General features: G+C 70.8%; 22 protein-coding genes. 11 read left to right on the plus strand and 11 right to left on the minus strand.

From position 1 onward, the window contains the following. Positions 1 to 9: 9 nt before the first annotated feature. Genes ACZ7IB_RS24630 through ACZ7IB_RS24640 form a run of 3 tightly spaced genes read left to right on the plus strand, consistent with a single transcriptional unit; the run spans position 10 to position 3,073 of the window. Positions 10 to 891, plus strand: coding sequence for an enoyl-CoA hydratase (locus tag ACZ7IB_RS24630; protein WP_470915694.1), 882 nt, complete (start codon positions 10 to 12; stop codon positions 889 to 891). Then, positions 891 to 2,036 (plus strand): acyl-CoA dehydrogenase family protein, encoded by a 1,146-nt coding sequence (locus ACZ7IB_RS24635; RefSeq protein WP_470915696.1) that lies wholly within the window; start codon positions 891 to 893, stop codon positions 2,034 to 2,036. The genes ACZ7IB_RS24630 and ACZ7IB_RS24635 overlap by 1 nt, the downstream gene beginning before the upstream one ends. Then, on the plus strand, positions 2,036 to 3,073 hold the full coding sequence (locus tag ACZ7IB_RS24640; protein WP_470915698.1) for an acyl-CoA dehydrogenase family protein: 1,038 nt from the start codon (positions 2,036 to 2,038) through the stop codon (positions 3,071 to 3,073). The genes ACZ7IB_RS24635 and ACZ7IB_RS24640 overlap by 1 nt, the downstream gene beginning before the upstream one ends. On the opposite strand, the gene ACZ7IB_RS24645 is transcribed toward ACZ7IB_RS24640, so the two are convergent. The 3 genes from ACZ7IB_RS24645 to ACZ7IB_RS24655 are packed head-to-tail and all read right to left on the minus strand — an operon-like array spanning position 3,053 to position 4,923. Then, the gene (locus tag ACZ7IB_RS24645; protein ID WP_470915701.1) at positions 3,053 to 3,559 is read right to left on the minus strand and encodes a pyridoxamine 5'-phosphate oxidase family protein; all 507 of its coding nucleotides are present in this window, start codon (positions 3,557 to 3,559) and stop codon (positions 3,053 to 3,055) included. The genes ACZ7IB_RS24640 and ACZ7IB_RS24645 overlap by 21 nt on opposite strands. A 60-nt stretch (positions 3,560 to 3,619) precedes the next feature. Continuing rightward, positions 3,620 to 4,183 (minus strand): HutD/Ves family protein, encoded by a 564-nt coding sequence (locus ACZ7IB_RS24650; RefSeq protein WP_470915703.1) that lies wholly within the window; start codon positions 4,181 to 4,183, stop codon positions 3,620 to 3,622. Further along, a complete protein-coding gene (locus ACZ7IB_RS24655) occupies positions 4,180 to 4,923 on the minus strand; it encodes a vWA domain-containing protein (protein WP_470915705.1) in 744 nt (247 codons plus the stop codon). Before ACZ7IB_RS24655 ends, ACZ7IB_RS24650 begins: the two co-directional genes overlap by 4 nt. A gap of 138 nt (positions 4,924 to 5,061) precedes the next feature. Here ACZ7IB_RS24655 and ACZ7IB_RS24660 point away from each other — a divergent pair, with 138 nt between their 5' ends. Then, the gene (locus ACZ7IB_RS24660; RefSeq protein ID WP_470915708.1) at positions 5,062 to 5,985 is read left to right on the plus strand and encodes a rhomboid family intramembrane serine protease; all 924 of its coding nucleotides are present in this window, start codon (positions 5,062 to 5,064) and stop codon (positions 5,983 to 5,985) included. Between the two features lie 119 nt (positions 5,986 to 6,104). On the opposite strand, the gene ACZ7IB_RS24665 is transcribed toward ACZ7IB_RS24660, so the two are convergent. From ACZ7IB_RS24665 to ACZ7IB_RS24675, 3 genes are all read right to left on the minus strand, one after another. After that, complete coding sequence (locus ACZ7IB_RS24665) at positions 6,105 to 7,565, minus strand: glutamate synthase subunit beta (RefSeq protein WP_470915710.1); 1,461 nt, start codon at positions 7,563 to 7,565, stop codon at positions 6,105 to 6,107. Next, positions 7,558 to 12,144, minus strand: coding sequence for a glutamate synthase large subunit (gltB, locus tag ACZ7IB_RS24670; RefSeq protein WP_470915712.1), 4,587 nt, complete (start codon positions 12,142 to 12,144; stop codon positions 7,558 to 7,560). Before gltB ends, ACZ7IB_RS24665 begins: the two co-directional genes overlap by 8 nt. Before the next feature lie 442 nt (positions 12,145 to 12,586). Next, positions 12,587 to 13,321 (minus strand): VIT1/CCC1 transporter family protein, encoded by a 735-nt coding sequence (locus ACZ7IB_RS24675; RefSeq protein WP_470915716.1) that lies wholly within the window; start codon positions 13,319 to 13,321, stop codon positions 12,587 to 12,589. 264 nt (positions 13,322 to 13,585) lie between these two features. On the opposite strand from ACZ7IB_RS24675, the gene ACZ7IB_RS24680 reads away from it, so the two are divergent. From ACZ7IB_RS24680 to ACZ7IB_RS24710, 7 genes are read left to right on the plus strand one after another with little or no spacing between them, the layout of a single operon-like run. Beyond that, positions 13,586 to 14,794 carry an ADP-ribosylglycohydrolase family protein gene (locus tag ACZ7IB_RS24680; protein ID WP_470915720.1) on the plus strand — a complete coding sequence of 403 codons (1,209 nt, stop codon included), beginning with the start codon at positions 13,586 to 13,588 and terminating at the stop codon, positions 14,792 to 14,794. Next, the gene (locus tag ACZ7IB_RS24685; protein ID WP_470915722.1) at positions 14,794 to 16,083 is read left to right on the plus strand and encodes an ADP-ribosylglycohydrolase family protein; all 1,290 of its coding nucleotides are present in this window, start codon (positions 14,794 to 14,796) and stop codon (positions 16,081 to 16,083) included. Before ACZ7IB_RS24680 ends, ACZ7IB_RS24685 begins: the two co-directional genes overlap by 1 nt. Then, positions 16,028 to 17,215, plus strand: a complete 1,188-nt coding sequence (locus tag ACZ7IB_RS24690; RefSeq protein ID WP_470915724.1) for an ADP-ribosylglycohydrolase family protein — start codon at positions 16,028 to 16,030, stop codon at positions 17,213 to 17,215. Before ACZ7IB_RS24685 ends, ACZ7IB_RS24690 begins: the two co-directional genes overlap by 56 nt. Further along, the gene (locus tag ACZ7IB_RS24695) at positions 17,212 to 18,573 is read left to right on the plus strand and encodes an ADP-ribosylglycohydrolase family protein (RefSeq protein ID WP_470915726.1); all 1,362 of its coding nucleotides are present in this window, start codon (positions 17,212 to 17,214) and stop codon (positions 18,571 to 18,573) included. The genes ACZ7IB_RS24690 and ACZ7IB_RS24695 overlap by 4 nt, the downstream gene beginning before the upstream one ends. Continuing rightward, entirely contained in the window at positions 18,570 to 19,445 is an 876-nt protein-coding gene (locus ACZ7IB_RS24700) for a ribokinase (protein ID WP_470915728.1), read from the plus strand. Before ACZ7IB_RS24695 ends, ACZ7IB_RS24700 begins: the two co-directional genes overlap by 4 nt. Then, a complete protein-coding gene (locus tag ACZ7IB_RS24705) occupies positions 19,442 to 20,641 on the plus strand; it encodes a CaiB/BaiF CoA transferase family protein (protein WP_470915730.1) in 1,200 nt (399 codons plus the stop codon). The genes ACZ7IB_RS24700 and ACZ7IB_RS24705 overlap by 4 nt, the downstream gene beginning before the upstream one ends. Next, a complete protein-coding gene (locus ACZ7IB_RS24710) occupies positions 20,638 to 21,456 on the plus strand; it encodes an HpcH/HpaI aldolase/citrate lyase family protein (protein WP_470915732.1) in 819 nt (272 codons plus the stop codon). Before ACZ7IB_RS24705 ends, ACZ7IB_RS24710 begins: the two co-directional genes overlap by 4 nt. A 201-nt stretch (positions 21,457 to 21,657) precedes the next feature. Here the strand turns inward: ACZ7IB_RS24710 and lgt are convergent, their stop codons facing one another. From lgt to trpM, 5 genes are all read right to left on the minus strand, one after another. Further along, positions 21,658 to 22,665, minus strand: a complete 1,008-nt coding sequence (gene lgt / locus ACZ7IB_RS24715; protein ID WP_470915735.1) for a prolipoprotein diacylglyceryl transferase — start codon at positions 22,663 to 22,665, stop codon at positions 21,658 to 21,660. A gap of 99 nt (positions 22,666 to 22,764) precedes the next feature. Further along, the gene (locus tag ACZ7IB_RS24720; RefSeq protein ID WP_470915737.1) at positions 22,765 to 23,601 is read right to left on the minus strand and encodes a DsbA family protein; all 837 of its coding nucleotides are present in this window, start codon (positions 23,599 to 23,601) and stop codon (positions 22,765 to 22,767) included. A gap of 75 nt (positions 23,602 to 23,676) precedes the next feature. After that, positions 23,677 to 24,489 (minus strand): tryptophan synthase subunit alpha, encoded by an 813-nt coding sequence (trpA, locus tag ACZ7IB_RS24725; RefSeq protein ID WP_470915741.1) that lies wholly within the window; start codon positions 24,487 to 24,489, stop codon positions 23,677 to 23,679. After that, a complete protein-coding gene (gene trpB, locus ACZ7IB_RS24730; RefSeq protein WP_470915743.1) occupies positions 24,486 to 25,766 on the minus strand; it encodes a tryptophan synthase subunit beta in 1,281 nt (426 codons plus the stop codon). The genes trpA and trpB overlap by 4 nt, the downstream gene beginning before the upstream one ends. Positions 25,767 to 25,901: 135 nt before the next feature. Continuing rightward, entirely contained in the window at positions 25,902 to 26,117 is a 216-nt protein-coding gene (gene trpM / locus ACZ7IB_RS24735) for a tryptophan biosynthesis modulator TrpM (RefSeq protein WP_470915745.1), read from the minus strand. Positions 26,118 to 26,120 lie beyond the last annotated feature (3 nt).

Raw genomic sequence — 26,120 nt, forward strand, 5'->3', positions numbered from 1 at the left:
GATGAGCCGATGCTCGATGCCCACGACACATCTGCCGGTGACGCCGGTGACCTCCAGGCCGGTCCCGTGCTGTACGAGCGCCGGGGCCCGGTCGCGTACGTGACGCTGAACCGCCCGCGCTACCGCAACGCCCAGAACTCGGCGATGACCTACGCCCTGGACGCCGCGTTCTACCGGGCCGCCGAGGACTGCGAGGTCAAGGTGGTCGTGCTGGCGGGCGCCGGGGAGCACTTCTCGGCGGGCCATGACATCGGCACGCCCGGGCGCGATGCGCATCTGCCCTTCGAGCGCAGGGCCGGTCTGTGGTGGGACCACTCCGACAAGACCGGCGCGGAGAGCCGCTTCGCCCGTGAGTCGGAGGTCTATCTCGGCATGTGCAGGCGCTGGCGCGAGCTGCCGAAGCCGGTCGTCGCCCGCGTCCAGGGCGCGTGTGTGGCCGGCGGGCTGATGCTCGCCTGGATCTGCGATCTGATCGTGGCGAGCGAGGACGCCTTCTTTGCCGATCCGGTGGTGCGGATGGGCATCCCCGGCGTCGAGTACTTCGCACACCCCTGGGTGATGCCGCCCCGGATCGCGAAGGAGTTCCTGTTCACCGGCGACCGGATGAGCGCCCGCCGGGCGTACGAGGTCGGCATGGTGAACCAGGTGGTGGAGCGCGGCGAACTCGCCGGACGTACCCATGAATTGGCGTTGCGGATCGCCGGGATGCCGCGTCTGGGGCTGGCCCTCACCAAGCGTGCGGTCAACCAGGCCGAGGACCTTCAGGGGCTGCACGCCGGCATGGACTCGGTCTTCGGGCTGCACCATCTCGCCCATGCGCACAACGCGGAGACGGCGGCGGACCCGCTCGGCGGCATGGACATCGCCTCGATGAAGAAGGCGGGTGTGTGATGGATCTGTCGCACACGGCCGAGGAGGAGGAGTTCCGGGCCGAGGCGCGGCAGTGGCTGCGGGCCAACGTACCCGCCGAGCCGCTGCCGTCGCTGGAGACCGCCGAGGGCTTCGCCGCGCACCGGGAGTGGGAGGCGCGGCTGTACGCGGACCGCTGGTCGGTCGTCTCCTGGCCGGCCGAGTACGGCGGCCGGGGCGTCGACATCTTCCGGTGGCTGATATTCGAGGAGGAGTACTACGCGGCGGGCGGCCCCGGCCGGGTCTCGCAGAACGGCATCAGCCTTCTCGCCCCGACGCTCTTCGACCACGCCACAAAGGAGCAACGGGCCCGGGTCCTGCCGTCGATGGCGAGCGGGGAGGTGATCTGGGCGCAGGCCTGGTCCGAGCCGGAGTCGGGATCGGACCTGGCGTCACTGCGCTCACGGGCGGTGCGCACGGACGGCGGCTGGCTGCTCTCGGGGCAGAAGACCTGGTCCTCGCGGGCCGCGTTCGCGGACCGGGCGTTCGGCATCTTCCGTACGGATCCCGAGGCCGCGAAGCCGCACCACGGGCTGACGTATCTGATGTTCGACCTGTCGGCGCCGGGGGTTTCGGTCCGGCCGATCGGGCGACTCGACGGCAAGCCCGCCTTCGCCGAGCTGTTCCTGGACGAGGTGTTCGTACCGGACGAGGACATCATCGGGGAGCCCGGACAGGGCTGGCGTATCGCCATGTCGACAATGGGCAACGAGCGCGGACTGACGCTCCGCTCCCCCGGCCGCTTCCTGGCCGCCGCGGACCGGCTGGCCGAGCTGTGGCGCACTCACGGCGACCCGTCCGACACGGCGCTGCGGGACCGGGTGGCGGACGCGGTGATCGGGGCGCGCGCGTATCAGCTCTTCACCTGCACCAACGCCTCACGCTTCGCGGCGGGGGCGGACATCAGCGCGGAGTCCAGCCTGAACAAGGTGTTCTGGTCCGAGTACGACATCGCTCTGCACGAGACGGCGCTCGATCTGCTGGGCCCGGACGCGGAGCTGGCGGAGTCCGAGTGGGCCGAGGGGTACGTCTTCTCCCTCGCGGGCCCCATCTACGCCGGTACGAACGAGATCCAGCGCGACATCATCGCCGAGCGGCTGCTCGGCCTGCCGAAGGGACGGCGCTGATGCGTTTCCTCCTCGACGACGAGCAGCGGGAGTTCGCCCGCTCGCTGGACGCGATGCTGACCGCCTCGGACACCCCTGCGGTGGTGCGCGCCTGGGCCGCCGGGAACCACGGACCGGGCAGGGCCCTGTGGGCACGGCTGGCACAGGCGGGGGTGTTCGCCCTGGCGGTACCGGAGGCGTACGAGGGCGTCGGACCACTGCCGGTCGAACTCGCGGTCGCCTTCACCGAGTTGGGGCGGCACGCGGTGCCGGGGCCGGTCGTGGAGACGGTTGCGGCCGGGGTGCTGCTGGGGGGTGTGGGCGGCGCGGCGGCCAAGGAGTGGCTGCCGCGGCTGGCGTCCGGTGCGGCATCGGCGACGCTCCGGATGGACGGGTACGGGCCGTATGCGCTGGACGCGGATGCCGTGGACGCGGTGTTCACTGTGACCGGCGACGAGCTGCGGCTCGCACCCGGGCCCGGCGCGCTCAGCGCGTCGTCCGACCCGGCCCGGCGGCTGTGGCGCCCCGGGCCGGGCGGGGAGCTGCTCGCATCCGGGCCCCGGGTGGCGCAGGCCGCGGGGCGGGCTGCTCGGTGGGCGGCGTTCGCCACGGCCGCGCAGGCGCTCGGCACGGGCGAGGCGCTGCTGCGGGCCACGGTCGCGTATGTGAAGCAGCGCACCCAGTTCGGTACGGCGATCGGCTCCTTCCAGGCGGTCAAGCACCGGCTCGCGGACACGCTGATCGGGCTGGAGTTCGCCCGCCCGTTGCTGTACGGGGCGGCGCTCGCGCTCGCCGGGGATGCGCCGGACGCCGGTGCGGGGGTGGCGGCGGCCAAGGTGACGGCGGGCGAGGCGGGGTACGCGGCGGCGCGGGCGGCACTGCAGTTGCACGGTGCGGTGGGATACACGCAGGAGCTGGATCTGTCGCTGTGGCTGCGGAAGGCGCGACCGCTGCGGGACGCGTGGGCGACGCCGGGGGCGTGCCGGGCGCGGGCGCTCGCCGACGGGCCGGCCGCGTCTGCCGCCCGGCCCCCCATGTCAGAGGATTTCGCTCAGTGAGCCGTCGTCGTTGCCCCTTCGGAAGGTGCGCAGCGGGTGACCGGGGCGCCATACCTGGATGACCAGGGTGTCGCCGCCTTCGAGACCGGTGCGTACCACCTCGGTCAGCTCCACCCGGAAGAGGTGGAAAGGTTCCGGCGGCTTCACCTCCTCGATGAAGCGGGCCAGCACAGCGGGGTCGGTCACCTCCACGGCCCGGCCGGAGACCCGGACGTCGCCGTCCGCCATCTCGGCGTCCGGTCCCGGATTGGCCTGCACCGCGAAGCGTGGATCGCGCAGCAGGTCCAGCGCCTTGCGCGAGTTGGGCATCATGCCGAGGAACGGCTCACCCAGCCGGAAATCCACTTCGAGGCCGGTCACGCGCGGCGATCCGTCCTTGCGCAGGGTCGCCAGGACATGGTGCTTGTACTGCCCGAAACGGGCCTGAACGGCGTCGGCGAAGGCCGGCTGCGCCGACCGGAACTCTTCCCAGGAACTCGATGTCATGAGGCCATGAAAGCCTGGAATCCCGACATCTTCTGTCTGGATTTCCCGGCCTGTACCTGCTCATCTGCTCGACAGGGTGACCACCAGCGCCCAACCCAGCGTCCGCAGCGCTCCCGGCGATTCACCCTGCGCCAGCAACGCGTCGTAGCGGTCAAGTTCGATGTCCTGGCCGTCGACCACCGCACCGTCCTCCAGCGCGACGGCCAGAACCGTCCCGCCCTGAGGCACCGACAGCCGGACGGTGCCGCGTACCACCGCGACCTCCGCGCTCGTACGCTCCCTGCGGTACATCACATTGAAGTTCACGACCGGGCCACCGAGCAGCCGGCCCTCCGTCTCCAGGTCACCGGGGAAGTCGTGCGGCCAGTACTGCTCGTCGACGATGTGGTGCTCGCCGCCCACCATGAGGTCCATCCCGGCACCCTCGACCACGGTCAGTGTGCGGTCGACCCCGGGGAACGAGGAGAACGGCCCGTCCCGGGACACATCGGCGAGGCTGACCCGCCAGTCGAAGGCGTCCAGCGGCGCGCCCTCGGGGGACGCCGCGATCTCGCGGGTGACTCCCCCGCCGTTCTTCCAGGGCGTGGCCGTGCGGTCGGCCGCCCGCAGCACCCGGGCCGTCACTTGACGATCCCCTGTGCCCGGGCCGCAGCCAGCCACTGCGGGAATTCGGCGACCAGCCGGTCGTACAGTTCGGCGTCCGGGACCTTGCGCGGGTCGAGTCCGGCGTGGAAGAAGCCGGCGTTGTCTATGGGGCGCTTGGCGGGCACGGCCAGTTCGTCGAGCCTGTGCAGGAAGTCGAACTGCGTACTCCGCTTGTTGCCGAAGCCGATGAACTGCCAGAACAGTGGCAGTTTCGCCGCCTTGCACAGATAGCGTTCCGCCGCGTGCTTGCTGATCGGGCCGCCGTCCGTCTGGAAGACGACGAGCGCGGGGGCGGTCGAGCCGCTGTCGATGTAGTGGTCGATGACGGCGTCCATGGCCAGGTGGTAGCTGGTCTTCCCCATGTGCCCCAGGCCCGCCACGATCTCGTCGATCCGGCCGCGGTGGGTGTCCAGGGCAATGTCGGTGACGGCGTCGACATCGGTGGAGAAGAAGACGACCGGTACGCGGCCGTCGTCGTCCAGATGTGCCGAAAGACCCAGCACCCGGTCGGCCAGGGCCTGGACGCTGCCGTCCGTGTAGTACTCCTTCATGGAGCCGGAGTAGTCGAGCACCAGATATACCGCTGCGCGCTCCCCGCCCAAGCCGTGCTTCGTCAGCGGGACGGAAGCACTCTTGTAGAGGCTGACCAGCGCGGGTGCGGTCTCCTCGATCTTGCGGAGGCTGATGGCCGGACCTGTTGCGGCGGACGAGCCGGCCATGCGGATTCTCCGATCCTCGACGTGTCAGAACCCTGAGCGTAAGGCACCCGGATATGCCCGGGGCGGCGGTGTTCGCTATCTTGATCGCCGCCGTCCCCACCGGCCGCTCGTGTCCGCCCACCCGTGAAGGAGCCTGCCGTGGAGGCCGCGGTCACCACCTGCTTTCGCCATCCGTCGTACGAGACGTATGTGAGCTGCACCCGCTGTGAACGGTTCATCTGCCCCGACTGCATGCGTGAGGCCGCTGTCGGTCACCACTGCGTGGAGTGCGTGAAGGAGGGGCAGCGTTCGGTCCGGCAGGCGCGCACGGTGTTCGGCGGTGCGGTGTCGAGGACCGCGGTGCCGCTCGTCACGTATGTACTGATGGGCCTGAACATCCTGGCGTATCTGGGCGAGTTGGTCCGCCCGGGGATCGTCGACCGGTTCGCGATGCTCGGTGCGGGGCTGAACGGCCCGGACGGAGACCAGTACGTCTACGAGGCCGGGGACTTCCCCGGCTTCGATGTGATCGGCGTGGTGGACGGCGAGTGGTACCGGCTGCTGACCGGGGCCTTCCTGCATCTCCCGCCGGACGGGTCGTCCTTCGGCTCGCTGCCGTTCGGAGTACTGCACATCCTCTTCAACATGTACGCGCTGTGGAATCTGGGCCGGGTCGTCGAGGAGCAGCTGGGCCGGGCCCGCTACCTCGCGCTGTATCTGCTGTCCGCGCTGGGCGGTTCGGTCCTGGTGTATCTGATCGCGCCGTTCGACGGCACGGTGGGTGCCTCGGGTGCGATCTTCGGTCTCGGTGCGGCGTTCTACGTCATCAACCGGCGCCTCGGACGCGATATGCAGGCGGTGAACCGGTTCATGGCCGGGTTCCTGATCTGGATGCTGATCTCGGCCGGATTCACCTCGTGGCAGGGCCACTTGGGCGGGCTGCTGACGGGCGGCATCGTCACGGTCGCGTACGCGTACGCCCCGGCGAATCGGCGTACGACGATCCAGGCCGCCGCGGGTGTGGTGCTGCTCGCCGTGCTGGTGCTGCTGGTGGTGCTCAAGACATCCGCGCTGACGGGGTGAGAGCCTGCGCCCGTCCCCGGGACGCGCCACGGCGCCTGCCGAGATCGTCCGGTCGGGGACGGGCAGGCGCCGCGTTCAGTTCCGTACGCCTTTGTACGGGACGTCTATGTGTGCCGTGATCAGACCATCAGAGCACGGTCCGTCGGGCGGATCGGGGCCGGCAGTGCGCTGGCTCCGGTCAGGAAGCGGTCCACACCGCGTGCCGCGGAGCGGCCCTCGGCGATGGCCCACACGATGAGGGACTGGCCACGGCCCGCGTCACCGGCGACGAAGACTCCGTCGACGTTGGTGGCGTAGTCCTCGTCGCGCGCGACATTGCCGCGCTCGTCGAGCTCCAGGCCGAACTGCTGGACCAGGCCGTTGGACTGGTCGGTGCCCGTGAAGCCCATCGCGAGGGTGACCAGCTGCGCGGGGATATTCCGCTCGGTGCCGGGCTTCTGTTCCAGCTTGCCGTCCTTGAACTCCACCTCGACCAGGTGCAGGGCCTGGACGTTGCCGTGCTCGTCGCCCTCGAAGTGGGTGGTGGAGACGGAGTAGACCCTCTCGCCGCCCTCCTCGTGCGCGGAGGTGACCTTGTAGAGCATCGGGAAGGTCGGCCAGGGCTGGTTGGCGTTCCGGTCCTCACCCGGCCGCGGCATGATCTCCAGCTGGGTGACGGAGAGCGCGCCCTGGCGGTGGGCGGTGCCGACACAGTCGGCTCCGGTGTCGCCGCCGCCGATGACGACGACGTGCTTGCCCTCGGCGGTGATCGGGGAGACCGTCAGGTCGCCCTCCTGCACCTTGTTGGCGAGCGGCAGGTACTCCATGGCGAAGTGCACGCCGTTCAGCTCACGGCCCGGAACGGGCAGATCGCGGGAGACGGTGGCACCGGCGGCGATGACGACCGCGTCGTAGCGGCGGCGGAGCTTGGCGGCGTCGACGTCCTTGCCGATCTCCACCTCCGTACGGAACTTGGTGCCTTCCGCACGCATCTGCTCGATGCGGCGGTTGATGTGCGACTTCTCCATCTTGAACTCGGGGATGCCGTACCGGAGAAGACCTCCGATGCGGTCCGCGCGCTCGAAGACGGCGACCGTGTGGCCGGCCCGGGTCAGCTGCTGGGCCGCGGCGAGACCCGCCGGGCCCGAGCCGATGACGGCGACGGTCTTGCCGGAGAGCCGCTCGGGCGGCTGCGGGGTCACGTCTCCGCTGTCCCACGCCTTGTCGATGATGGAGACTTCGACGTTCTTGATGGTGACGGCCGGCTGGTTGATGCCGAGCACACACGCCGACTCGCACGGGGCCGGGCAGAGCCGCCCGGTGAACTCCGGGAAGTTGTTCGTGGCGTGCAGGCGCTCGGACGCCGCGGTCCAGTCCTCGCGGTAGGCGTAGTCGTTCCACTCGGGGATGAGGTTTCCGAGCGGGCAGCCGTTGTGGCAGAACGGGATGCCGCAGTCCATGCAGCGGCCGGCCTGCTTGCTGATGACCGGGAGCAGCGAGCCCGGAACGTAGACCTCGTTCCAGTCCTTGACGCGCTCTCCCACGGGGCGGGTCTTGGCGACCTCGCGCCCGGTGGTCAGGAAGCCCTTGGGGTCAGCCATTGGTCGCCGCCTCCATCATCTTCTCGGTGGTCTCCTGTTCGGAGAGACCGGCGAGCTCAGCGGCGTCCTTGGCGGCGAGCACTGCCTTGTAGGTGGACGGGATGATCTTGCTGAAGCGGGCCACCGCGGTGTCCCACTCGGCAAGCAGCTTCTCGGCGACCGTGGAACCGGTCTCCTCCTGGTGGCGGCGCACCACATCGTGCAGCCACTGCTTGTCGGTGTCGGAGAGTGCCTCGATCGCGTCGAGGTTGCCGACGTTGACGCTGTCGCGGTCCAGGTCGATGACGTACGCGACACCGCCCGACATACCCGCGGCGAAGTTGCGCCCGGTCTCGCCGAGTACGACGGCGTGACCGCCGGTCATGTACTCGCAGCCGTGGTCGCCCACGCCTTCCGAGACGACCGTCGCGCCGGAGTTGCGGACGCAGAACCGCTCGCCGGTCCGGCCGCGGAGGAACAGTTCGCCGCCGGTGGCGCCGTAGGCGATGGTGTTGCCCGCGATGGTGGAGTACTCGGCGAGGTGGTCTGCGCCACGGTCCGGGCGGACGATGACGCGGCCGCCGGAGAGGCCCTTGCCGACGTAGTCGTTGGCGTCGCCTTCCAGGCGCAGCGTCACACCGCTCGGCAGGAACGCGCCGAACGACTGGCCGGCGGAGCCGGTGAAGGTGACGTCGATGGTGTCCTCGGGCAGGCCCGCACCGCCGAACTTCTTCGTCACCTCGTGGCCGAGCATGGTGCCGACGGTCCGGTTGATGTTCCGGATCGCGATCTGGGCCCGGACCGGCTGGGCGTCCTCGGCACTCTCCGCGTTCAGGGCGTCGGCGGCGAGCTTGATCAGCTCGTTGTCGAGTGCCTTGGCGAGACCGTGGTCCTGCTCGATCTGCTGGTGGCGGACCGCGCCCTCGGGCAGCTCCGGGACGTAGAACAGGGGCTCCAGGTCGAGGCCCTGCGCCTTCCAGTGCGTGATCGCACGGTCGGTGTCCAGCAGTTCGGCGTGGCCGACGGCCTCTTCGATCGTACGGAAGCCGAGCTCGGCGAGGAGCTCGCGGACTTCCTGGGCGATGAACTCGAAGAAGTTGACGACGTACTCGGCCTTGCCGGAGAAACGACTCCGCAGGACCGGGTTCTGGGTGGCAATCCCGACCGGGCAGGTATCGAGGTGGCAGACACGCATCATGACGCAGCCGGAGACGACGAGCGGCGCGGTCGCGAAACCGAACTCCTCGGCGCCCAGCAGCGCGGCGATGACGACGTCGCGGCCGGTCTTCAGCTGGCCGTCGGTCTGCACGACGATGCGGTCGCGCAGGCCGTTGAGCAGCAGGGTCTGCTGGGTCTCGGCGAGGCCGAGCTCCCAGGGGCCGCCCGCGTGCTTCAGCGAGGTGAGCGGGGAGGCGCCGGTTCCGCCGTCGTGGCCGGAGATCAGGACGACGTCCGCATGTGCCTTGGAGACACCCGCGGCGACCGTGCCGACACCGACCTCGGAGACCAGCTTCACGTGGATGCGGGCCGCCGGGTTGGCGTTCTTGAGGTCGTGGATCAGCTGAGCCAGGTCCTCGATGGAGTAGATGTCGTGGTGCGGCGGCGGCGAGATCAGACCGACGCCCGGGGTGGAGTGCCGGGTCTTGGCGACCCACGGGTAGACCTTGTGGCCGGGCAGCTGGCCGCCCTCTCCGGGCTTGGCACCCTGCGCCATCTTGATCTGGATGTCGTCCGCGTTGACCAGGTACTCGCTGGTCACACCGAAGCGGCCGGAGGCGACCTGCTTGATGGACGAGCGGCGTGCCGGGTCGTAGAGCCGGTCCGCGTCCTCGCCGCCCTCACCGGTGTTGGACTTGCCGCCCAGCTGGTTCATGGCGATGGCGAGGGTCTCGTGCGCCTCGCGGGAGATCGAGCCGTACGACATGGCGCCGGTGGAGAAGCGCTTGACGATGTCGGAGACGGACTCGACCTCGTCGATCGAGATCGCCTCGCGGTCGCTCTTGCCGTTCTCGTTTGTTTTTAGGGCGAACAGACCACGCAGCGTCATCAGGCGCTCGGACTGCTCGTTCACCCGGTCCGTGTACTTCTTGAAGATGTCGTACCGCTTGTTGCGCGTGGCGTGCTGGAGGCGGAAGACCGTCTCCGGGTCGAACAGGTGCGGCTCGCCCTCGCGGCGCCACTGGTACTCGCCGCCGATCTCCAGCGCGCGGTGCGAGGCAGAGATGCCGGAGGCGGGGTAGCCCTTGGCGTGCCGGGCGGCGACCTCCTTGGCGACGACGTCGAGTCCGGCGCCGCCGATCTTGGTCGCGGTGCCGTTGAAGTACTTCGCGACGAAGTCCTCGTCCAGGCCGACGGCCTCGAAGACCTGGGCACCGCGGTAGGAGGCGACGGTCGAGATGCCCATCTTGGACATGACCTTCAGGACGCCCTTGCCGAGCGCGTAGATCAGGTTCCGGATGGCCTTCTCGGGCTCGATGCCCTCGATGAACGTACCGGCGCGGACCAGGTCCTCGACGGACTCCATCGCCAGGTACGGGTTGACCGCGGCGGCGCCGTAACCGATCAGCAGCGCGACGTGGTGGACCTCGCGGACGTCTCCGGCCTCGACCAGCAGACCCACCTGGGTGCGCTGCTTGGTGCGGATGAGGTGGTGGTGGACGGCCGAGGTGAGCAGCAGCGACGGGATCGGTGCGTGCTCGGCGTCGGAATGCCGGTCGGACAGGACGACCAGACGGGCGCCGTCCTCTATGGCTGCGTCGACCTCGGTACAGATCTGCTCGATCCGGGCGGCGAGCGCCTCACCGCTGCCGCCGACCCGGTAGAGACCGGAGAGCGTGGCGGCCTTCATGCCCGGCATGTCGCCGTCGGCATTGATGTGTATCAGCTTGGCCAGCTCGTCGTTGTCGATCACCGGGAACGGCAGCGTGACGCTGCGGCACGACGCGGCGGTCGGCTCCAGCAGGTTGCCCTGCGGGCCGAGCGAGGAGCGCAGCGAGGTGACGAGCTCCTCGCGGATGGCGTCCAGCGGCGGGTTGGTGACCTGCGCGAACAGCTGGGTGAAGTAGTCGAAGAGCAGTCGCGGACGCTCGGAGAGGGCGGCGATCGGCGAGTCCGTGCCCATGGAGCCGAGCGGCTCGCCGGCGGTGCGGGCCATCGGCGCGAGGATGACGCGGAGCTCTTCCTCGGTGTAGCCGAAGGTCTGCTGGCGGCGGGTGACGGAGGCGTGCGTGTGCACGATGTGCTCCCGCTCGGGGAGGTCCTCCAGCTCGATCTCGCCGGCCTCCAGCCACTCCTGGTACGGCTGCTCGGCGGCGAGGCCGGCCTTGATCTCGTCGTCCTCGATGATGCGGCCCTCGGCCGTGTCGACGAGGAACATCCTGCCGGGCTGGAGGCGGCCCTTGCGGACGACCTTCGCGGGGTCGATGTCCAGGACACCGACCTCGGAGGAAAGCACAACGAGGCCGTCGTCGGTGACCCAGTAGCGGCCGGGGCGCAGACCGTTGCGGTCCAGGACCGCGCCGACCTGGGTGCCGTCGGTGAAGGTGACGCAGGCCGGGCCGTCCCAGGGCTCCATCATCGTGGAGTGGTACTGGTAGAAGGCGCGCCGGGCCGTGTCCATGGCGTTCATGGATTCGGGGCTCTCCCACGCCTCGGGGACCATCATCAGCACCGAGTGCGGCAGCGAGCGGCCACCGAGGTGGAGCAGCTCCAGGACCTCGTCGAAGGAGGCGGAGTCGGAGGCGTCCGGGGTGCAGACGGGGAAGATCCGGTCCAGCTGCGCAGCCCCGAAGAGGCTGGAGGCGAGCTGGGACTCACGGGCCTTCATCCAGTTGCGGTTGCCCTTGACCGTGTTGATCTCGCCGTTGTGCGCGACGAAGCGGTACGGGTGGGCGAGCGGCCAGCTCGGGAAGGTGTTCGTGGAGAAGCGCGAGTGGACCAGTGCGACGGCGGTGGCGAAACGGCGGTCTGAGAGGTCCGGGAAGAACGGCTCCAGCTGCCCCGTGGTGAGCATGCCCTTGTAGACGATCGTGCGGGCGGACAGCGAGGGGAAGTACACCCCGGCCTCCCGCTCGGCGCGCTTGCGCAGCACGAAGGCCTTGCGGTCGAGCGCGATGCCGGTGCTCTCGCCGTCCGCGACGAAGATCTGGCGGAATTCGGGCATGGTGGCGCGGGCGCCGTTGCCGAGGATGTCCGGGGTGACCGGGACCTCGCGCCAGCCGAGAACCTTGAGGCCCTCCTCGACGGAGATCTTCTCCAGCTTCCGCACGGCCTCGGTGGAGTCGTCCGCGGGCAGGAAGGCGATTCCGACGGCGTAGGCACCGGCCTCGGGGAGGTCGAAGGCGACCTCGTCGCGGAGGAAGGCGTCCGGGACCTGGAGGAGGATTCCGGCGCCGTCGCCGGAGTCGGGCTCGGATCCGGTGGCACCGCGGTGTTCGAGGTTGCGCAGTACGGTCAGCGCCTGCTCGACCAGCTCATGGCTGGCCACACCGGTCAGAGTGGCCACGAACCCGACACCACAGGCGTCGTGCTCGTTACGGGGGTCGTACATCCCCTGCTGGGCGGGGCGACCGTCCATGGGCGACCAGGCGTCGGTACGCATCGGCTCTCCCGTCGTCGTCGTGGCATATGCAGTGCCGAGGGACGACGTTGGCCCTCTGCGAAATTTCGTGCTGGTTACATGATGGGGCGCTTCTCAAGAAGCGGATAGCTCGTTCCAACATGCGGACACCGTGTGAGGCGGTGAGGGTGGGTCGCAGTCGGAGAATCGGCGCCCGAGGGGGACCGCAGAGAGCAGGCGTCGTTGCCTGCGGTGTCTACGGCTCATGCCCAGCGGCAAAGGAAACGAAACCGCCAGGTAACGGCTAACTATGCGCAGCCTTGTATAGGGACTCATTTTACGCCGGGTGAAGCCGTCCGCCCAGAGGCGGACGCCAAGACGTACGTCACACGGATGGCGGACACGTTACGGAAATAAGACCGACCGGCATCTGGAGGACAAAGCTTTCAGCCGGACGGGCTATGTCACGCTCTTGCCTCGGGAGCTAGCTTCCGGCGGCCACACCGAACAGCGTGCCCAGACCGTAGGTGATCGCTGCCGCGGCCCCGCCCAGCACCAGCTGACGCAGCCCGCTGTACAGCCAGCTGCGCGCCGTCACCCTGGCCACCACCGCACCGCAGGCGAACAGCCCGACCAGCGCGAGCAGCACGGCCGGCCACAGCGCACTCGCACCGAGCAGATACGGCAGTACGGGCAGCAGGGCCCCCAGCGCGAACGCGCCGAACGACGAAACGGCGGCGACGAGCGGCGAGGGCAGATCGCCCGGGTCGATGCCGAGCTCCTCGCGGGCGTGGATCTCCAGGGCCTGCTCCGGGTCGCGCGACAGCTGCCGTGCGACCTCGCGGGCGAGCTCGGGCTCGACGCCACGGGACTCGTAGAGCTGGGCGAGCTCCCGCTCCTCGTCCTTGGGATGCTTGCGCAACTCGCGCCGCTCGACGTCGAGTTCGGCCTCGACGAGCTCGCGCTGCGAGGCGACGGAGGTGTATTCGCCCGCCGCCATGGAGAACGCGCCGGCGGCCAGACCCGCCAGACCGGTGATCACAATCGTCTGCTGGGAGACGGCACCGCCCGCGACGCCGGTCATCAGCGCGAGGTTGGAGACCAGCCCGTCCATGGCGCCGAACACCGCCGGGCGCAGCCAGCCGCCGTTCACATCGCGGTGGCTGTGGTTGTCGCGGTGCGCCTCGTGCAGTACGGCGTCGGTCTCGATGATGGACACAGCTCTCCCCTTCTCCGGCAGCGGGTTTCACACGCTCCGCCCCCGCTCAACACCATCGAAAGTACGCACGAAAAAGGCCCCCCGCCAGCAAGGCAGGCCGTACTTACCTGCCCCTGCGACCAGGTAAGTACGGCCTGACTTACTGCCTCTGAGCCGTCATCCGACTGGCCCTTTTGTTGCGATTATCGGCCTCTGTCGGGGCTCCGCGTGGCACAGATCGAGCAGGTACGAGAACTGGCTCGGTGTGAGCGAAGGGTCGACGCGATGGAGTTGATTGCAGGAAATCCGGCAGAGCCGCGGACGGGCGGTACGGAGGCGGCGGTACGGGGCGGCACGGACCGGGGCGAGGTGTCGCGGGGAGACCTGGGCGACCGGGCCCGGGGCTCCCTGCTCGGTCTCGCGGTCGGTGACGCGCTGGGCGCACCGGCGGAGAATCTGCGGCCGTCCGAGATCCGTCGTCGCTGGGGCCGGATCGAGGGCTTCGTGAGCGACGACCCCGCGGGTACGGACGACACGGAGTACGCGATCTTCTCCGGGCTGCTGCTCGCCCGGCACGGTTCGGCGTTGACCGTCACCCATGTGGAGCGGGCCTGGCATCTGTGGATCGCCGACCTGGACGAGGGGCCGTTCCGCGGCGCCGGGTTCAGTGAGCGCGGCACACTGGAGAATCTGCGCCGGGGCCTCGCCGCCCCGATCTCCGCCCAGCACCGGCATGCCTGGAGCGACGGCCTGGCGATGCGGGCGGCGCCGTTCGGCGTCTTCGCGGCGGGCCGGCCGGACGAGGCGGCGCGGCTGGTCGCGGTGGACGGGCGGGTCAGCCATGACGGGGAGGGCATCTACGGCGGCCAGGCGGTGGCGGCCGGGGTGGCCGCTGCGATGGTGGGTGCCGGGGTCGCGTCGGTGATCGCCGCCGCGCTGTCCGTCGTTCCCATGGACTCCTGGACAGCGCGTTCGCTGCGGCGCGCGGTGGCGGCCGCACAACGCACGTACCCCGACCGGCTCACCAGGGAACGCGCGGTGCGCTCCGCGGTTGTCGTCGGCGGCTATCCGTGGACGGACCTGGCGCCCGAGGCGGTCGGCCTGGCCTTCGGCGCGTTCGCGGCGGCGCGCGGCGACTTCCGTACGGCGGTGCTGACCGCGGTCAACATGGGCCGCGACGCGGACACGACGGCCGCGGTGGCGGGGGCACTGGCCGGCGCCCTGCACGGGGCATCCGCGATTCCGCGGCACTGGGGGGAGGCGATCGGCCCGGTCCGGGGCAGCTGCCTGCCGTCGATGCGGGGCTACCACGTCCTGGACATCGCGGAGTTGCTCACCCCGGACGACGCGGACGAGGTGTACCAGGACGCGCGGGACGACGCCGGTACACCGGAGGGCAACCCGGCGCGGGACACCGACACCGGCACCGAGTACGCGCCACCCGGCACCTCGTCAGCCGCCTCCCCCACCACGGGCGGAACGGTGGTGGAGTGATGACCACCGCGCGCGCCACTCAGGAGGACCCCCACCGGGACGCCCCGCACGACGCCCCCCGCACCGCCGCCTCCCGTATCCGTACCCGTCCCGCCCCCGGGCACAGAGCCCGGATCGAGGGGCTGTTGCTCGGGCTCGCCTCCGGGGACGCCGCCGGGTGGCCGGCCGCGCGGCACCGGGCCGCCAGGATGCCCGAGTGGACCCGGCGCCTCACCCGGGAGCTCGACACCTTCGCCGAGCAGAACGCCACGACCACGCTGCCCGTACCCATCGCGCTCAACCAGCCGCCCGAACCCCTGCGCCTCGGGCCCTCCGACGACGCCGAATGGGCGGCGTTCGCCGCCGGGACCGTGCTCACCTCGGCGGCCGGTCCGCTGCACGGGCTGTCCCCCGAACGCCGGATGCGGGCCGCCGTCGACGCCGCCTGGAACGCTCTGGCGGCCGAGGTCGCCGCGGCTGCCGCCCGTGCCCCCGAGGTCGAGTCCGCGGTGCTCCCCCTGCGCGCCCGGATCTCGGTGCGGGCCGGGCTCGGCAATCTCGCCGCCGGGTTGCGCCCGCCCGCCACCGGGCACGACAACCCGCACTACTTCGACGACGCGGCCTGCGTACGGGCCGCCGTGCTCGCCGTCGTCCACCCCGCGGACCCCGTCGCAGCCGCCGACCTCGCCGAGTTCGACGCCCGCTACACCCAGGACGGCGACGGTGTGCACGGTGCCCGCGCGATGGCGGCCGCGATCGCCGAAGCCCTGGGCGGTGCGGACGTGGACACCGCGGTGAACGCCGCGCTCGCCCAGCTCCCCGACGGCACGGAGATCGCCCGCAACGCCGCCCACGCCGTCCGGATCGCCCGCGACTTCGTCGGCGAGGCGGCCGGCGCGTTCGCCCTCGTACCGGTGCTGGAGCATCAGATCGTGGACCACGTCTACAGCTACGGGATCGCCGCCGCCGAGACCGTCCCGGTCGCCCTCGCCCTGGCCACCGCGGCCCGCGGCCAGATCGCCCAGGCCATTCCCGCGGCGGCATGCCTGTCACGGGTGGCCGACTCGGCGCCCGCGCTGGCCGGTGCTCTGACCGGCGCGCTCGGCGGCATCGGCGCCCTCCCGGACGGCTGGCGCGAGGCCTGCCGCACCCTGGCGGGCTGCGCGCTGCCCCGACTCGCGGGGACCGATCTCATCGAACTCGCCGGGCTGCTGGCAGACACGGAACCGAAGCCCTCGGGTGGACAATTCGGACATGACATCCACGACGCCCATGCGGTCCGAGGCGAAGACCACGGCACTCACACTTGATGAACGGATCGCGGGAGCGCTCGTCGGCGCCGCGGTCGGCGACGCGCTCGGCGGTCCGGTCGAGGGCCGGTCCCCCGAGCAGATCGTGGCACGCCACGGCGGGCGGATCAGCGGCTTCGTCGGCCCGTGGGACGGCGACGACTGGCGTACCGCCCGCCCCATCGCCCCGTACCACAAGGGCGACGGACACGTCACCGACGACACCTTGATGACCCATGCGCTGGTGCGGGTGTACGGCGCCGTGCGCGACCATCTCGACGCGTACGCGGTCGCCGATCATCTCGTACCGGAGCTGATCTCCACCCCCCGCTGGATCCCGGAGCTGGAGGCCGACGCGCTACCGCTCCAGCGGATCTTCCTCGCCGAGAAGTGGATCGTCGCGCGGCTGCACTACGGGCATGTCGATCCGCGCGAGGCGGGCTCCGGAAACATCGTCAACTGCGGTGCGGCGATGTACATGGCACCGGTCGGGCTGGTCAACGCCGCCCACCCGCAGGCCGCGTACGCCGAGGCGCTGGATGTCGCCGGCGCCCATCAGTCCTCGTACGGCAGGGAGGCGGCCGGAGTCCTCGCGGCGGCCGTCGCCGCCGCCTGCGCCCCGGACGCGACGCCGGCCACCGTCGTCGACACCTGTCTGTCGCTCGCCAAGGACGGGACGCGTGCCGCCATCGAGGCGGTGTGCGAAGTGGCCGTACGGCACCGCGACTTCGAGTCGGCGCTGACCCCGCTGCGTACCGCCGTCGCACCCTTCGACACCGTCGGCCCCGACTACCGCGCCCCGTCCCTCGGCGCCCGCCGGCCGTCCCGCCTGCACTCCATCGAGGAGCTCCCGATCGCGCTCGGCATGCTGCTGGTCGCGGACGGCGACTACCGGCACGCGGTCCTCGGCTCGGTCAACTACGGCCGGGACTGCGACTCGATCGCCACGATGAGCGGCGCGATCGCGGGCGCGCTCCACGGTGAGCGGGCGATCCCCGCCACCTGGGTGAAAACGGTCGCCGAGGCCAGTCGGCTCGATCTGCACGCCCCCGCGCGGACTCTGGCCGACGTCTCCCGCGACGTGTTCGTACGGGACACGGCCCGACGCCGCGCACACGAGTCGGCGTTCGCCGCGCTGGTGGGTACGCCATGAAGGTACGGGTGACGTGGGTGCAGCCCGAGGACCTGGTCGGGCACGAGCTGCGTCAGGCGGCCGAGGACGGACGGGACGCGCGGGCCATCGCGCGCCGGTGGCACGAGGCGGGCGGCGCCCCCGCCCCGGAGCGCGCGGGCGCGTCGACCCCTGCCGCACCCGAGCTGCGGGCACTCGCCGAACGACTGCTCGACGAACTCGCCCTGCTGGAATCACCATTGGAGGCTGACGAGCCGACGGAGCTGACCGCGATCCGGGCCGCCTGCCCCAACTGGCCGGTCCCCCGCACGGACCCGCCGCCGGTGAGTCAGGACCGTCTGCACGCCGCCTGGCTGGGCCGGGCCGCCGGCTGTCTGCTCGGCAAACCCGTCGAGAAACTGCCGCTCGCCGGCATCCGCGCACTGGCGCGCGCCACCGGCAACTGGCCGCTGGCCACCTGGTTCACCGCCAAGGGTCTGCCCGCCGAACTCACCGCCACCTACCCCTGGAACCGACGCTCCGCACACACCTCCCTGGCCGAGAACATCGACGGCATGCCGGAGGATGACGACCTCAACCACCCCCTCCTCACTGTGCTGTTGCTCCAGCGGTACGGCCCGTCCTTCACCACCTGCGATCTCGCCCGGCTCTGGCTCGACGAACTCCCGGCCGGCCGGACGTTCACCGCCGAGCGAGTCGCGTACCGCAACCTGCTCGACGGGATCGAGCCCCCGCACACCGCCAGATACCGCAACCCGTTCCGGGAGTGGATCGGCGCCCAGATCCGCGCCGATGTGCACGGCTGGACGCATCCGGGCGACCCGTCGGCCGCGGCGGAGCAGGCGCACCGGGACGCCGTCCTCACCCACACCGCCAACGGGGTGTACGGGGCGATGTTCACCGCCGCGGCGCTCGCCGAGGCGGCCGGAGGTGAGAGTGATGTGCACGGCGCTCTGGCCGCCGGGCTGCGTGTGGTCCCGCCCCGTTCACGGTTCGCGCACGCGGTGCGTTTCGGTGTCGGGGCGGCCCGCGGCGAGAGCGGCTTCGACGCGGTGGCCGACCGGCTGCATACCGAGTACGGCAGCTACCACTGGGTCCATGTGCTGCCCAATGCCGCACTGCTCGCCGCCGCCCTCACGCACGCCGACGGCGACTTCTCCGGCTCCATCTGCCGTGCCGTGTCGGGTGGTTGGGATACCGACTCGAACGGTGCAACTGCCGGTTCGCTCGCCGGTCTGCTGGCGGGGCGGCCCACAGCGCTCCCGGCCCGCTGGACCGCCCCGCTGAAGAACCGCCTCGCCACATCCGTCCCGGGTTTCGATGCCATCGGCTTCGACACCCTCGCCGATCTGACCTACCAGGAGGTACTGCGCCCATGACCGGCATCGCGGTGCTGCTCGGCAGCACCAATGTGACTCCTCCCCTCCCCGAAGGAAGCGGCTTCTCACTTGCGTCCGAAGACCCTCATGACGGCCAAGCCCTGACCGCTGCCGAAGCAGGGGCGCTGCGTACTACGCCGCTTCGCGGCTCCACAACCGGCGGTGCGGTGGGCGCCGACGAGCATTGCGCCCTGCTCGGGGCGAATCCGGAGAGCGCCGGCGTCGACACCGATCTGCTGCACACCGCGGATGGCCCCAGCGGCACCGCGCACATCGTCGTCGACGACATGGGCCCCAGCTCCATCGTGGTGATCCCCGGCGCCAACGGCACCGTCACCGCTCTCGGCCCCGGTGAAATGGCCGCCATCGCCGGAGCCGATCCGGTGCTCCTCCAGCTGGAGCTGCCGCTGCCCGCCGTGATGGAGGGCGCGCGGGTGGCCCACGCCCAGGGCGTACGGACCATCCTCACTCCCTCCCCCGTACAGCCCCTGCCTTCCGAACTCCTCGACTGCATCGATCTGCTGATCCCCAACGAGCACGAGGCGGCCGAGCTCACCGGCTCCGCGGATCCCCATGCCGCAGCGCAGATCCTGCTCAGCCAGGTCCCGGCGGTCGTCGTCACACTCGGCTCGAAGGGCTGCTTCTACGCGGCCCGGGGCAGCGAACCCGTCCTCTTCCCCGCCCCCGAGGTCACCGCCGTCGACACCACCGGGGCCGGGGACACCTTCGTCGGCGCGCTCGCCGTGGCCCTCGGCGAGGGACGGCCCGTACCGGAGTCACTGGCCTGGGCGTCGTCCGCCGCCGCACTCTGCGTACAGAGGCCGGGCGCCTCGACCTCCATGCCGTACCGCAGCGAGATCGACGCCGCATGAACGCGACTGCGCAGGCACCTCTGACCGGACTGCGGGTCATCGACCTCGCCACGCTCTTCGCAGGCCCCCTCTCCGCCACCATGCTCGGCGACTTCGGCGCCGAGGTGATCAAGGTCGAGCATCCGCGCAAGCCCGATCCCTCGCGCGGGCACGGCCCCACGAAGGACGGCGTCGGCCTGTGGTGGAAGCTGCTCGGCCGCAACAAGCGCAATCTGACCCTCGATCTGTCCAGCCCCGGCGGACGCGACATCCTGCTCCGGCTGGCCGCCGGCACCGATGTGATCATCGAGAACTTCCGGCCCGGAACACTGGAGCGCTGGGGCCTCGGCTGGGCGGAACTGCACGCCGTCAACCCGCGGCTGGTGCTGGCCAGGGTCACCGGCTTCGGCCAGTTCGGCCCGTACGCGCACCGCCCCGGTTTCGGCACACTGGCCGAGGCGATGAGCGGATTCGCCGCGATCACCGGGGAACCGGATGGGCCGCCCACACTGCCGCCGTTCGGGCTCGCCGACTCGATCGCCGCGCTGGCCACCGCGTACGCCGTGATGGCCGCACTCGCCGGACGCGACAGGACCGGGGAGGGGCAGATCGTCGACATGGCGATCATCGAGCCGATCCTGACGGTGCTCGGCCCGCAGCCGGTCTGGTACGACCAGCTCGGCTACGTACAACCGCGCACCGGCAACCGCTCCCGGAACAACGCCCCGCGCAATACGTACCGCACATCGGACGGCCACTGGGTGGCCGTCTCCACGTCCGCGCAGTCGATCGCCGAACGGGTCATGCGTCTGGTCGGCCGGGCCGAGCTGATCGACGAACCCTGGTTCGGCTCCGGCACCACCCGCGCCGAGCACTCCGACGAGCTCGACGAGGCGGTCGGCAACTGGATCGCCCGGCACACCCGTGAGGACGCGGTCTCCGCGTTCGAGAAGGCGGAGGCGGCGATCGCGCCCATCCACGACATCCGGGACGTGATGGAGGATCCGCAGTACCGGGCCCTGGGCTCCATCACCGAGGTAGACGACCCGGAGCTGGGGCCGCTGCGGATGCAGAACGTCCTGTTCCGTCTCTCGCGGACACCGGGCGCAATCCGCTGGGCGGGCCGGCCACACGGTGCGGACACCGACGAGATCCTCACCGGGCTGGGTCTGTCGGGCCCGGAGATCGCCGCGCTGCGGGCGGAGCACGTCCTGTGACGGCGACGGTCCCCCTCACCTTGCTGTACGTCCCCGGGGACCGGCCCGAGGTGGTGCGCAAGGCGCGCGACTCGGGAGCGGATGTGGTGATCGTCGATCTGGAGGACGCGGTCGCGCCGGACCGTAAGGAGTACGCACGGTCCGCCACCGCCGAGCTCCTGTCCGAGGCGGTCGAGGAGACGGCAGTGCCGATCCATGTCCGGGTCCACACCGAGGCGGACGTCCTCGCCCTGGCCGGGCTGCCGGGCCTCGCCGAACTCCGGCTGCCGAAGATCACTCATGCGGCGTCCGTCCATCACATCGCGGCTGTGGCGCCGGGTGTCGCGCTCTGTCCGCTGCTGGAATCGGCGCTCGGCATCGAGCACGCGTACACGGTCGCCGCCTCCCACCCCCAGGTCCGCTCCATCGCGCTGGGCGAGGCGGACCTCCGGGCCGATCTGGGGGTACGGGAGGACGCCGGGCTCAACTGGTCACGCAGCCGGGTCGTGGTCGCCGCCCGCGCGGCCGGGCTCGCGCCACCCACCCAGTCGGTGTTCCCGGACGTACGGGACATGGACGGCCTCCGGGCGTCCTGCGCGCATGGCCGCGCGCTGGGTTTCCTGGGCCGGGCAGCGATCCATCCCCGCCAGCTCCCGGTCATCGAGCGGGCGTTCCGCCCGACGGCACAGGAGGTCGAGGCGGCGAAGGAGATCGTGGCGGCGGCCGTGACGGACGAGGGCGCGCTGGCTCTCCCCGACGGCCGGTTCGTCGACGCGGCGGTAGTGGCATCGGCCCGCCGCACGCTGTCGCTGGCACAGAGGCGGGGTGACGGGTGAGGTGCTGGACGGGTTCCGGCGCGGGCCCGGCGACCGCGAACACCGACGGCACGAGGCCGGAATCAAGCCCGCCGAGGGTCCCCTCCCATGCCCTGGAGGCTATGGGGGAGATTGAGGGACACGCTCTCGGCCGCAGGCCGGCGTAAAGCGTGGGGGCCCCGAACCAGAAGGTTCGAAGCCCCCACCTGCAAGCGCAACGGCTCAGCCGTTCTTCGCCGCCTCCGCGGTGCCGTTCTTCGCCGGCGCCTCCGCGGCACTGTCCTCGGCGTGCCCGGCGCCATCGTCCGCGTCCGGGGCAGCCTCGGACACGGCGTCGCGGTCCGCGTCCGCATCAGACGCAACGGCACCGTCCGCGTCACCCGCGACGTCACCGCCCTCCGCGCCCTCGGCGTCCACCGCGTTCGGTTCCACGATCTCCTCGCGCCCCGGCCGTACCTTCGCCGAGATCACGATGTACACCACGGCCAGCACGAACACGATTCCCGCGGTCCACACATTGAGCCGTACGCCCAGGATGTGGTGGGCCTCGTCGACCCGCATGTACTCGATCCAGCTCCGGCCCGCGCAGTACGCGGCGACGTACAGCGCGAACGCCCGGCCGTGTCCGAGCCTGAAGCGCCGGTCCGCCCAGATCACCAGCAGGGCGACGCCGATGCACCACAGCGACTCGTACAGGAACGTCGGGTGGTACGTACCGGCGACCCGGTTGGGGCCCTCGCTGATCTTCAGCGCCCACGGCACATCGGTCGGCTTGCCGTAGAGCTCCTGGTTGAACCAGTTGCCCCAGCGGCCGCAGGCCTGGGCCAGGGCGATACCAGGGGCGAGCGCGTCGGCATAGGCCGGCAGCGGAATCCCGCGGCGGCGGCAGCCGATCCAGGCACCGACGGCGCCGAGCGCGATCGCACCCCAGATGCCGAGGCCGCCCTGCCAGATCTTGAAGGCGTCGACCCAGTTCTCACCCTCACCGAAGTACAGCTGGTAGTCGGTGATGACGTGGTAGAGCCGGCCGCCGACAAGGCCGAAGGGCACAGCCCAGACGGCGATGTCGGCAACGGTGCCGGCTCTGCCGCCCCGGGCGATCCAGCGCTTGTTGCTGAACCAGACGGCGACGAAGACACCGATGATGATGCAGAACGCGTAGCCGCGGAGCGGGATCGGGCCGAGCTCGATCACGCCGGTCGACGGGCTGGGAATGTAAGCAAGGTCCATGGCAGGGTCGACGCTACCTTGCCGGGTGGGGCGTACGGCAACCCACCCGGCAACGTCTGGGTAACGGGCAGGTCATCTGTTCCCCCTTTGGGTCACCGCTCAGGATCCCGACGGTGCCGGGGTGACCGTGCCCGGCTTCTTGCCCTTGTTGACCTTGTTGGCCTCGGCGACCCACTTCTTCAGGTTGGCCGCGGTCATCGGTTCGTTCCCCTTCTTCGGGAAGATCGACTCGCCGTTGAGCAGCGCGGTCGGCGTGCCCTCGAATCCGCCCTTCAGGAACGCCGTGTTGGACTTCTGTACCCAGCTGTCGTGCTTTCCGTCCTCCACACAGCTGCGGAAGGCGGTGGTGTCGAGTCCCGGGACCTTCCCGGAGAGCTTGATCAGCTTGGCGTTGTCGGCGAAGGCGTCGACGGACTCCTGCGGCTGGTTGCGGTAGAGGACGTCGTGGTACGCGGAGAACTTGCCGACGTCCTGTGCGCAGGCCGCGGCGTTGGCCGCCCGCAGCGAGCCGCTGCCGCCGAGATTGCCGTCGATGATCGTGGCGAGGTGGAACTCGACCTTGATCTGTCCGGTGCTCTCCAACTGGTGGATGGTGTCCCGGAACGCGTTCTCGAACTGGGCGCAGACCGGGCAGCGGAAGTCTTCCCAGATGGTGAGTGTGGACGGGGCGTCGTCCGCGCCGACCTGGATGGCCAGGCTGTCCTTGCCGGTCGCGCCGGACGGCGCGACGGCGGGGCCCGCCGTCTTGCTCTTGCTGCCGTTGTCGCCCGTGTTCGCGGCGATCACGCCGACGACGGCGGCCAGCGCCAGCACACCCACCAGGCCGGCGCCGACGATCAGCATGCGCCTGCGGCGCTCGCGCGCCTTCTGGCGCTCCCGCTGCTGGACGAGCCGGTCTCGCGCGGCCCTTTTTCCCTGTTCGTTCTTCTCGCTCACACCCGCAGCAACGACCCGGGGAGGCACGTGCGTGCCTCCCCGGGGCCAGGTCCACCCATTTGGATTACACCCGTTTCAGCGCTTTCGAACGCCTTCGGCGAGTTCGCCCGCCAGGGAGCGGACCGCGGCCAGACCCGCCTCCTCGTCGGGGGCGTCGAGCATGCCCTTGACGAAGGCCGAGCCGACGATCACTCCGTCGGCGAAGCCCGCGACCTCGGCGGCCTGTCGGGCGTTGGAGACGCCGAGTCCCACGCAGACCGGGAGGGACGTGGTGGCGCGGGTGCGCGCGACCAGGTCCTGGGCCTGCTCGCCGACGGACTCGCGGGTGCCCGTGACACCCATCAGCGAGGCCGCGTACACGAAGCCGGAGCCGACCGCGGTGATGGTGGCGAGACGCTCGTCCTTGCTGCTCGGCGCGACGACGAAGACGGTCGCCAGACCGTGCTTGTCAGCGTGTTCGCGCCACAGTTCGGACTCCTGGACGGGCAGGTCGGGCAGGATGCACCCGGCGCCACCAGCCTCGGCGAGCTCGGCCGTGAAGCGCTCGACGCCGTACCGGTCGATCGGGTTCCAGTACGTCATGACGAGGATCGGGACACCGGTCGCCTCGTACGCCTCGCGGACCGTGCGCATCATATCGGCGATCTTCACACCGCCGCGCAGGGCGATGTCGTCGGCGGTCTGGATGACCGGGCCGTCGAGCACCGGGTCGCTGTGCGGCAGCCCCACCTCGACGATGTCCGCACCGCCCGCCACGACCGCCTTCACGGCGGCGATCGCGCCGTCGACGGTCGGGAAGCCGGCCGGGAGGTACGCGATGAGCGCGGCCCTGTTCTCCGCCTTCGCCTGTGCGAGGGACGAACTCAACAACTCCACATTGCCGCTCACTTGGTGACCTCCTCTTCCCCGTCGGCCACATCGGCCTCGACGACCCCGTCGGTCCCGTCGTACAGCCCGAAGTAGCGGGCTGCCGTGTCCATGTCCTTGTCGCCGCGGCCGGACAGATTGACCACGAGCAGTCCGTCCTTGCCGAGCTCCTTCCCGACCTCCAGGGCGCCGGCCAGCGCGTGGGCGCTCTCGATGGCCGGAATGATCCCTTCGGTACGGGAGAGGAGGCGCAGCGACTGCATGGCGGCGTCATCGGTGACCGCGCGGTACTCGCCGCGGCCGATGTCCTTGAGGTACGCGTGCTCCGGGCCGATGCCCGGGTAGTCGAGGCCGGCCGAGATGGAGTACGGCTCGGTGATCTGGCCCTCGTCGTCCTGGAGGACGTAACTGCGCGAGCCGTGCAGGATGCCGGGCTCGCCCGCGGTCAGGGTCGCCGCGTGCTCGCCGGTCTCCACACCGTGTCCGGCGGGCTCGCAGCCGATCAGCCGGACGTGCGCGTCCGGGATGAAGGCGTGGAAGAGCCCGATGGCGTTGGAGCCGCCGCCGACACAGGCGATGGCGGCGTCCGGCAGCCGGCCGGTCCGCTCCAGGATCTGTCGGCGGGCCTCGACACCGATGACGCGGTGGAAGTCGCGGACCATGACGGGGAAGGGGTGCGGTCCGGCGACGGTGCCGAAGAGGTAGTGCGTGTGGTCCACATTGGCGACCCAGTCGCGGAACGCCTCGTTGATGGCGTCCTTCAGGGTCCTGGAGCCGGACCTCACGGCGATGACCTCGGCGCCGAGCATCCGCATCCGCGCCACGTTCAGCGCCTGCCGCTCGGTGTCGATCTCACCCATGTAGATGGTGCATTCGAGGCCGAAGAGCGCGCAGGCGGTCGCGGTGGCGACGCCGTGCTGGCCGGCGCCGGTCTCGGCGATGACCCGGGTCTTGCCCATGCGCTTGGTGAGCAGCGCCTGCCCCAGCACATTGTTGATCTTGTGCGAGCCGGTGTGGTTCAGGTCCTCGCGCTTGAGGAAGATCCGGGCGCCGCCCGCGTGCTCGGCGAAGCGCGGGACCTCGGTCAGCGCGCTGGGGCGGCCGGTGTAGTTGACCATGAGCTCGTTGAGCTCGGCGGCGAAGGCCGGGTCGGCCTTGGCCTTGCCGTACTCGACGGCGACCTCGTCCACGGCGGCGACCAGCGCCTCCGGGATGAACTTGCCGCCGAACGCACCGAAGTACCCCTCGGCGCTGGGGATCAGACCCTCCGGGTCCGGAATGAAGAAGTCAGATGACATCCGACGTGCTCCTCGACATTGCAATGGGTGGGTTCACCGTATGCGCCGTGAGCGGAGCGCCGCCGCGACCGGGAGCGGTCGGGCGTGCGGTCGTACGTACGACAGGAGTGGTGCAGGTACGTCGGCCGGGGCTCGCTACAGCGCGGACCCCGTGCGCCATCGCATGCCGTTGACCTGGCCGGGCTCGTCGCCGATCACGTACCGCACGCGCCTGCCGTGCACGCGCCGGGCGGGGGCGCGGCAGCCGCGGGGGCGGCAGCCGCGCGCCAGCGGCGCGTGCGGGAGCCGGGCCGTCGTTCCGGCGGGGCGCAGGCCCGGCCGGATACGGGGCCCGGGACGGTCGGCGGACATGGT

The sequence above is a fragment of the Streptomyces sp. NPDC037301 genome, from assembly GCF_055602785.1.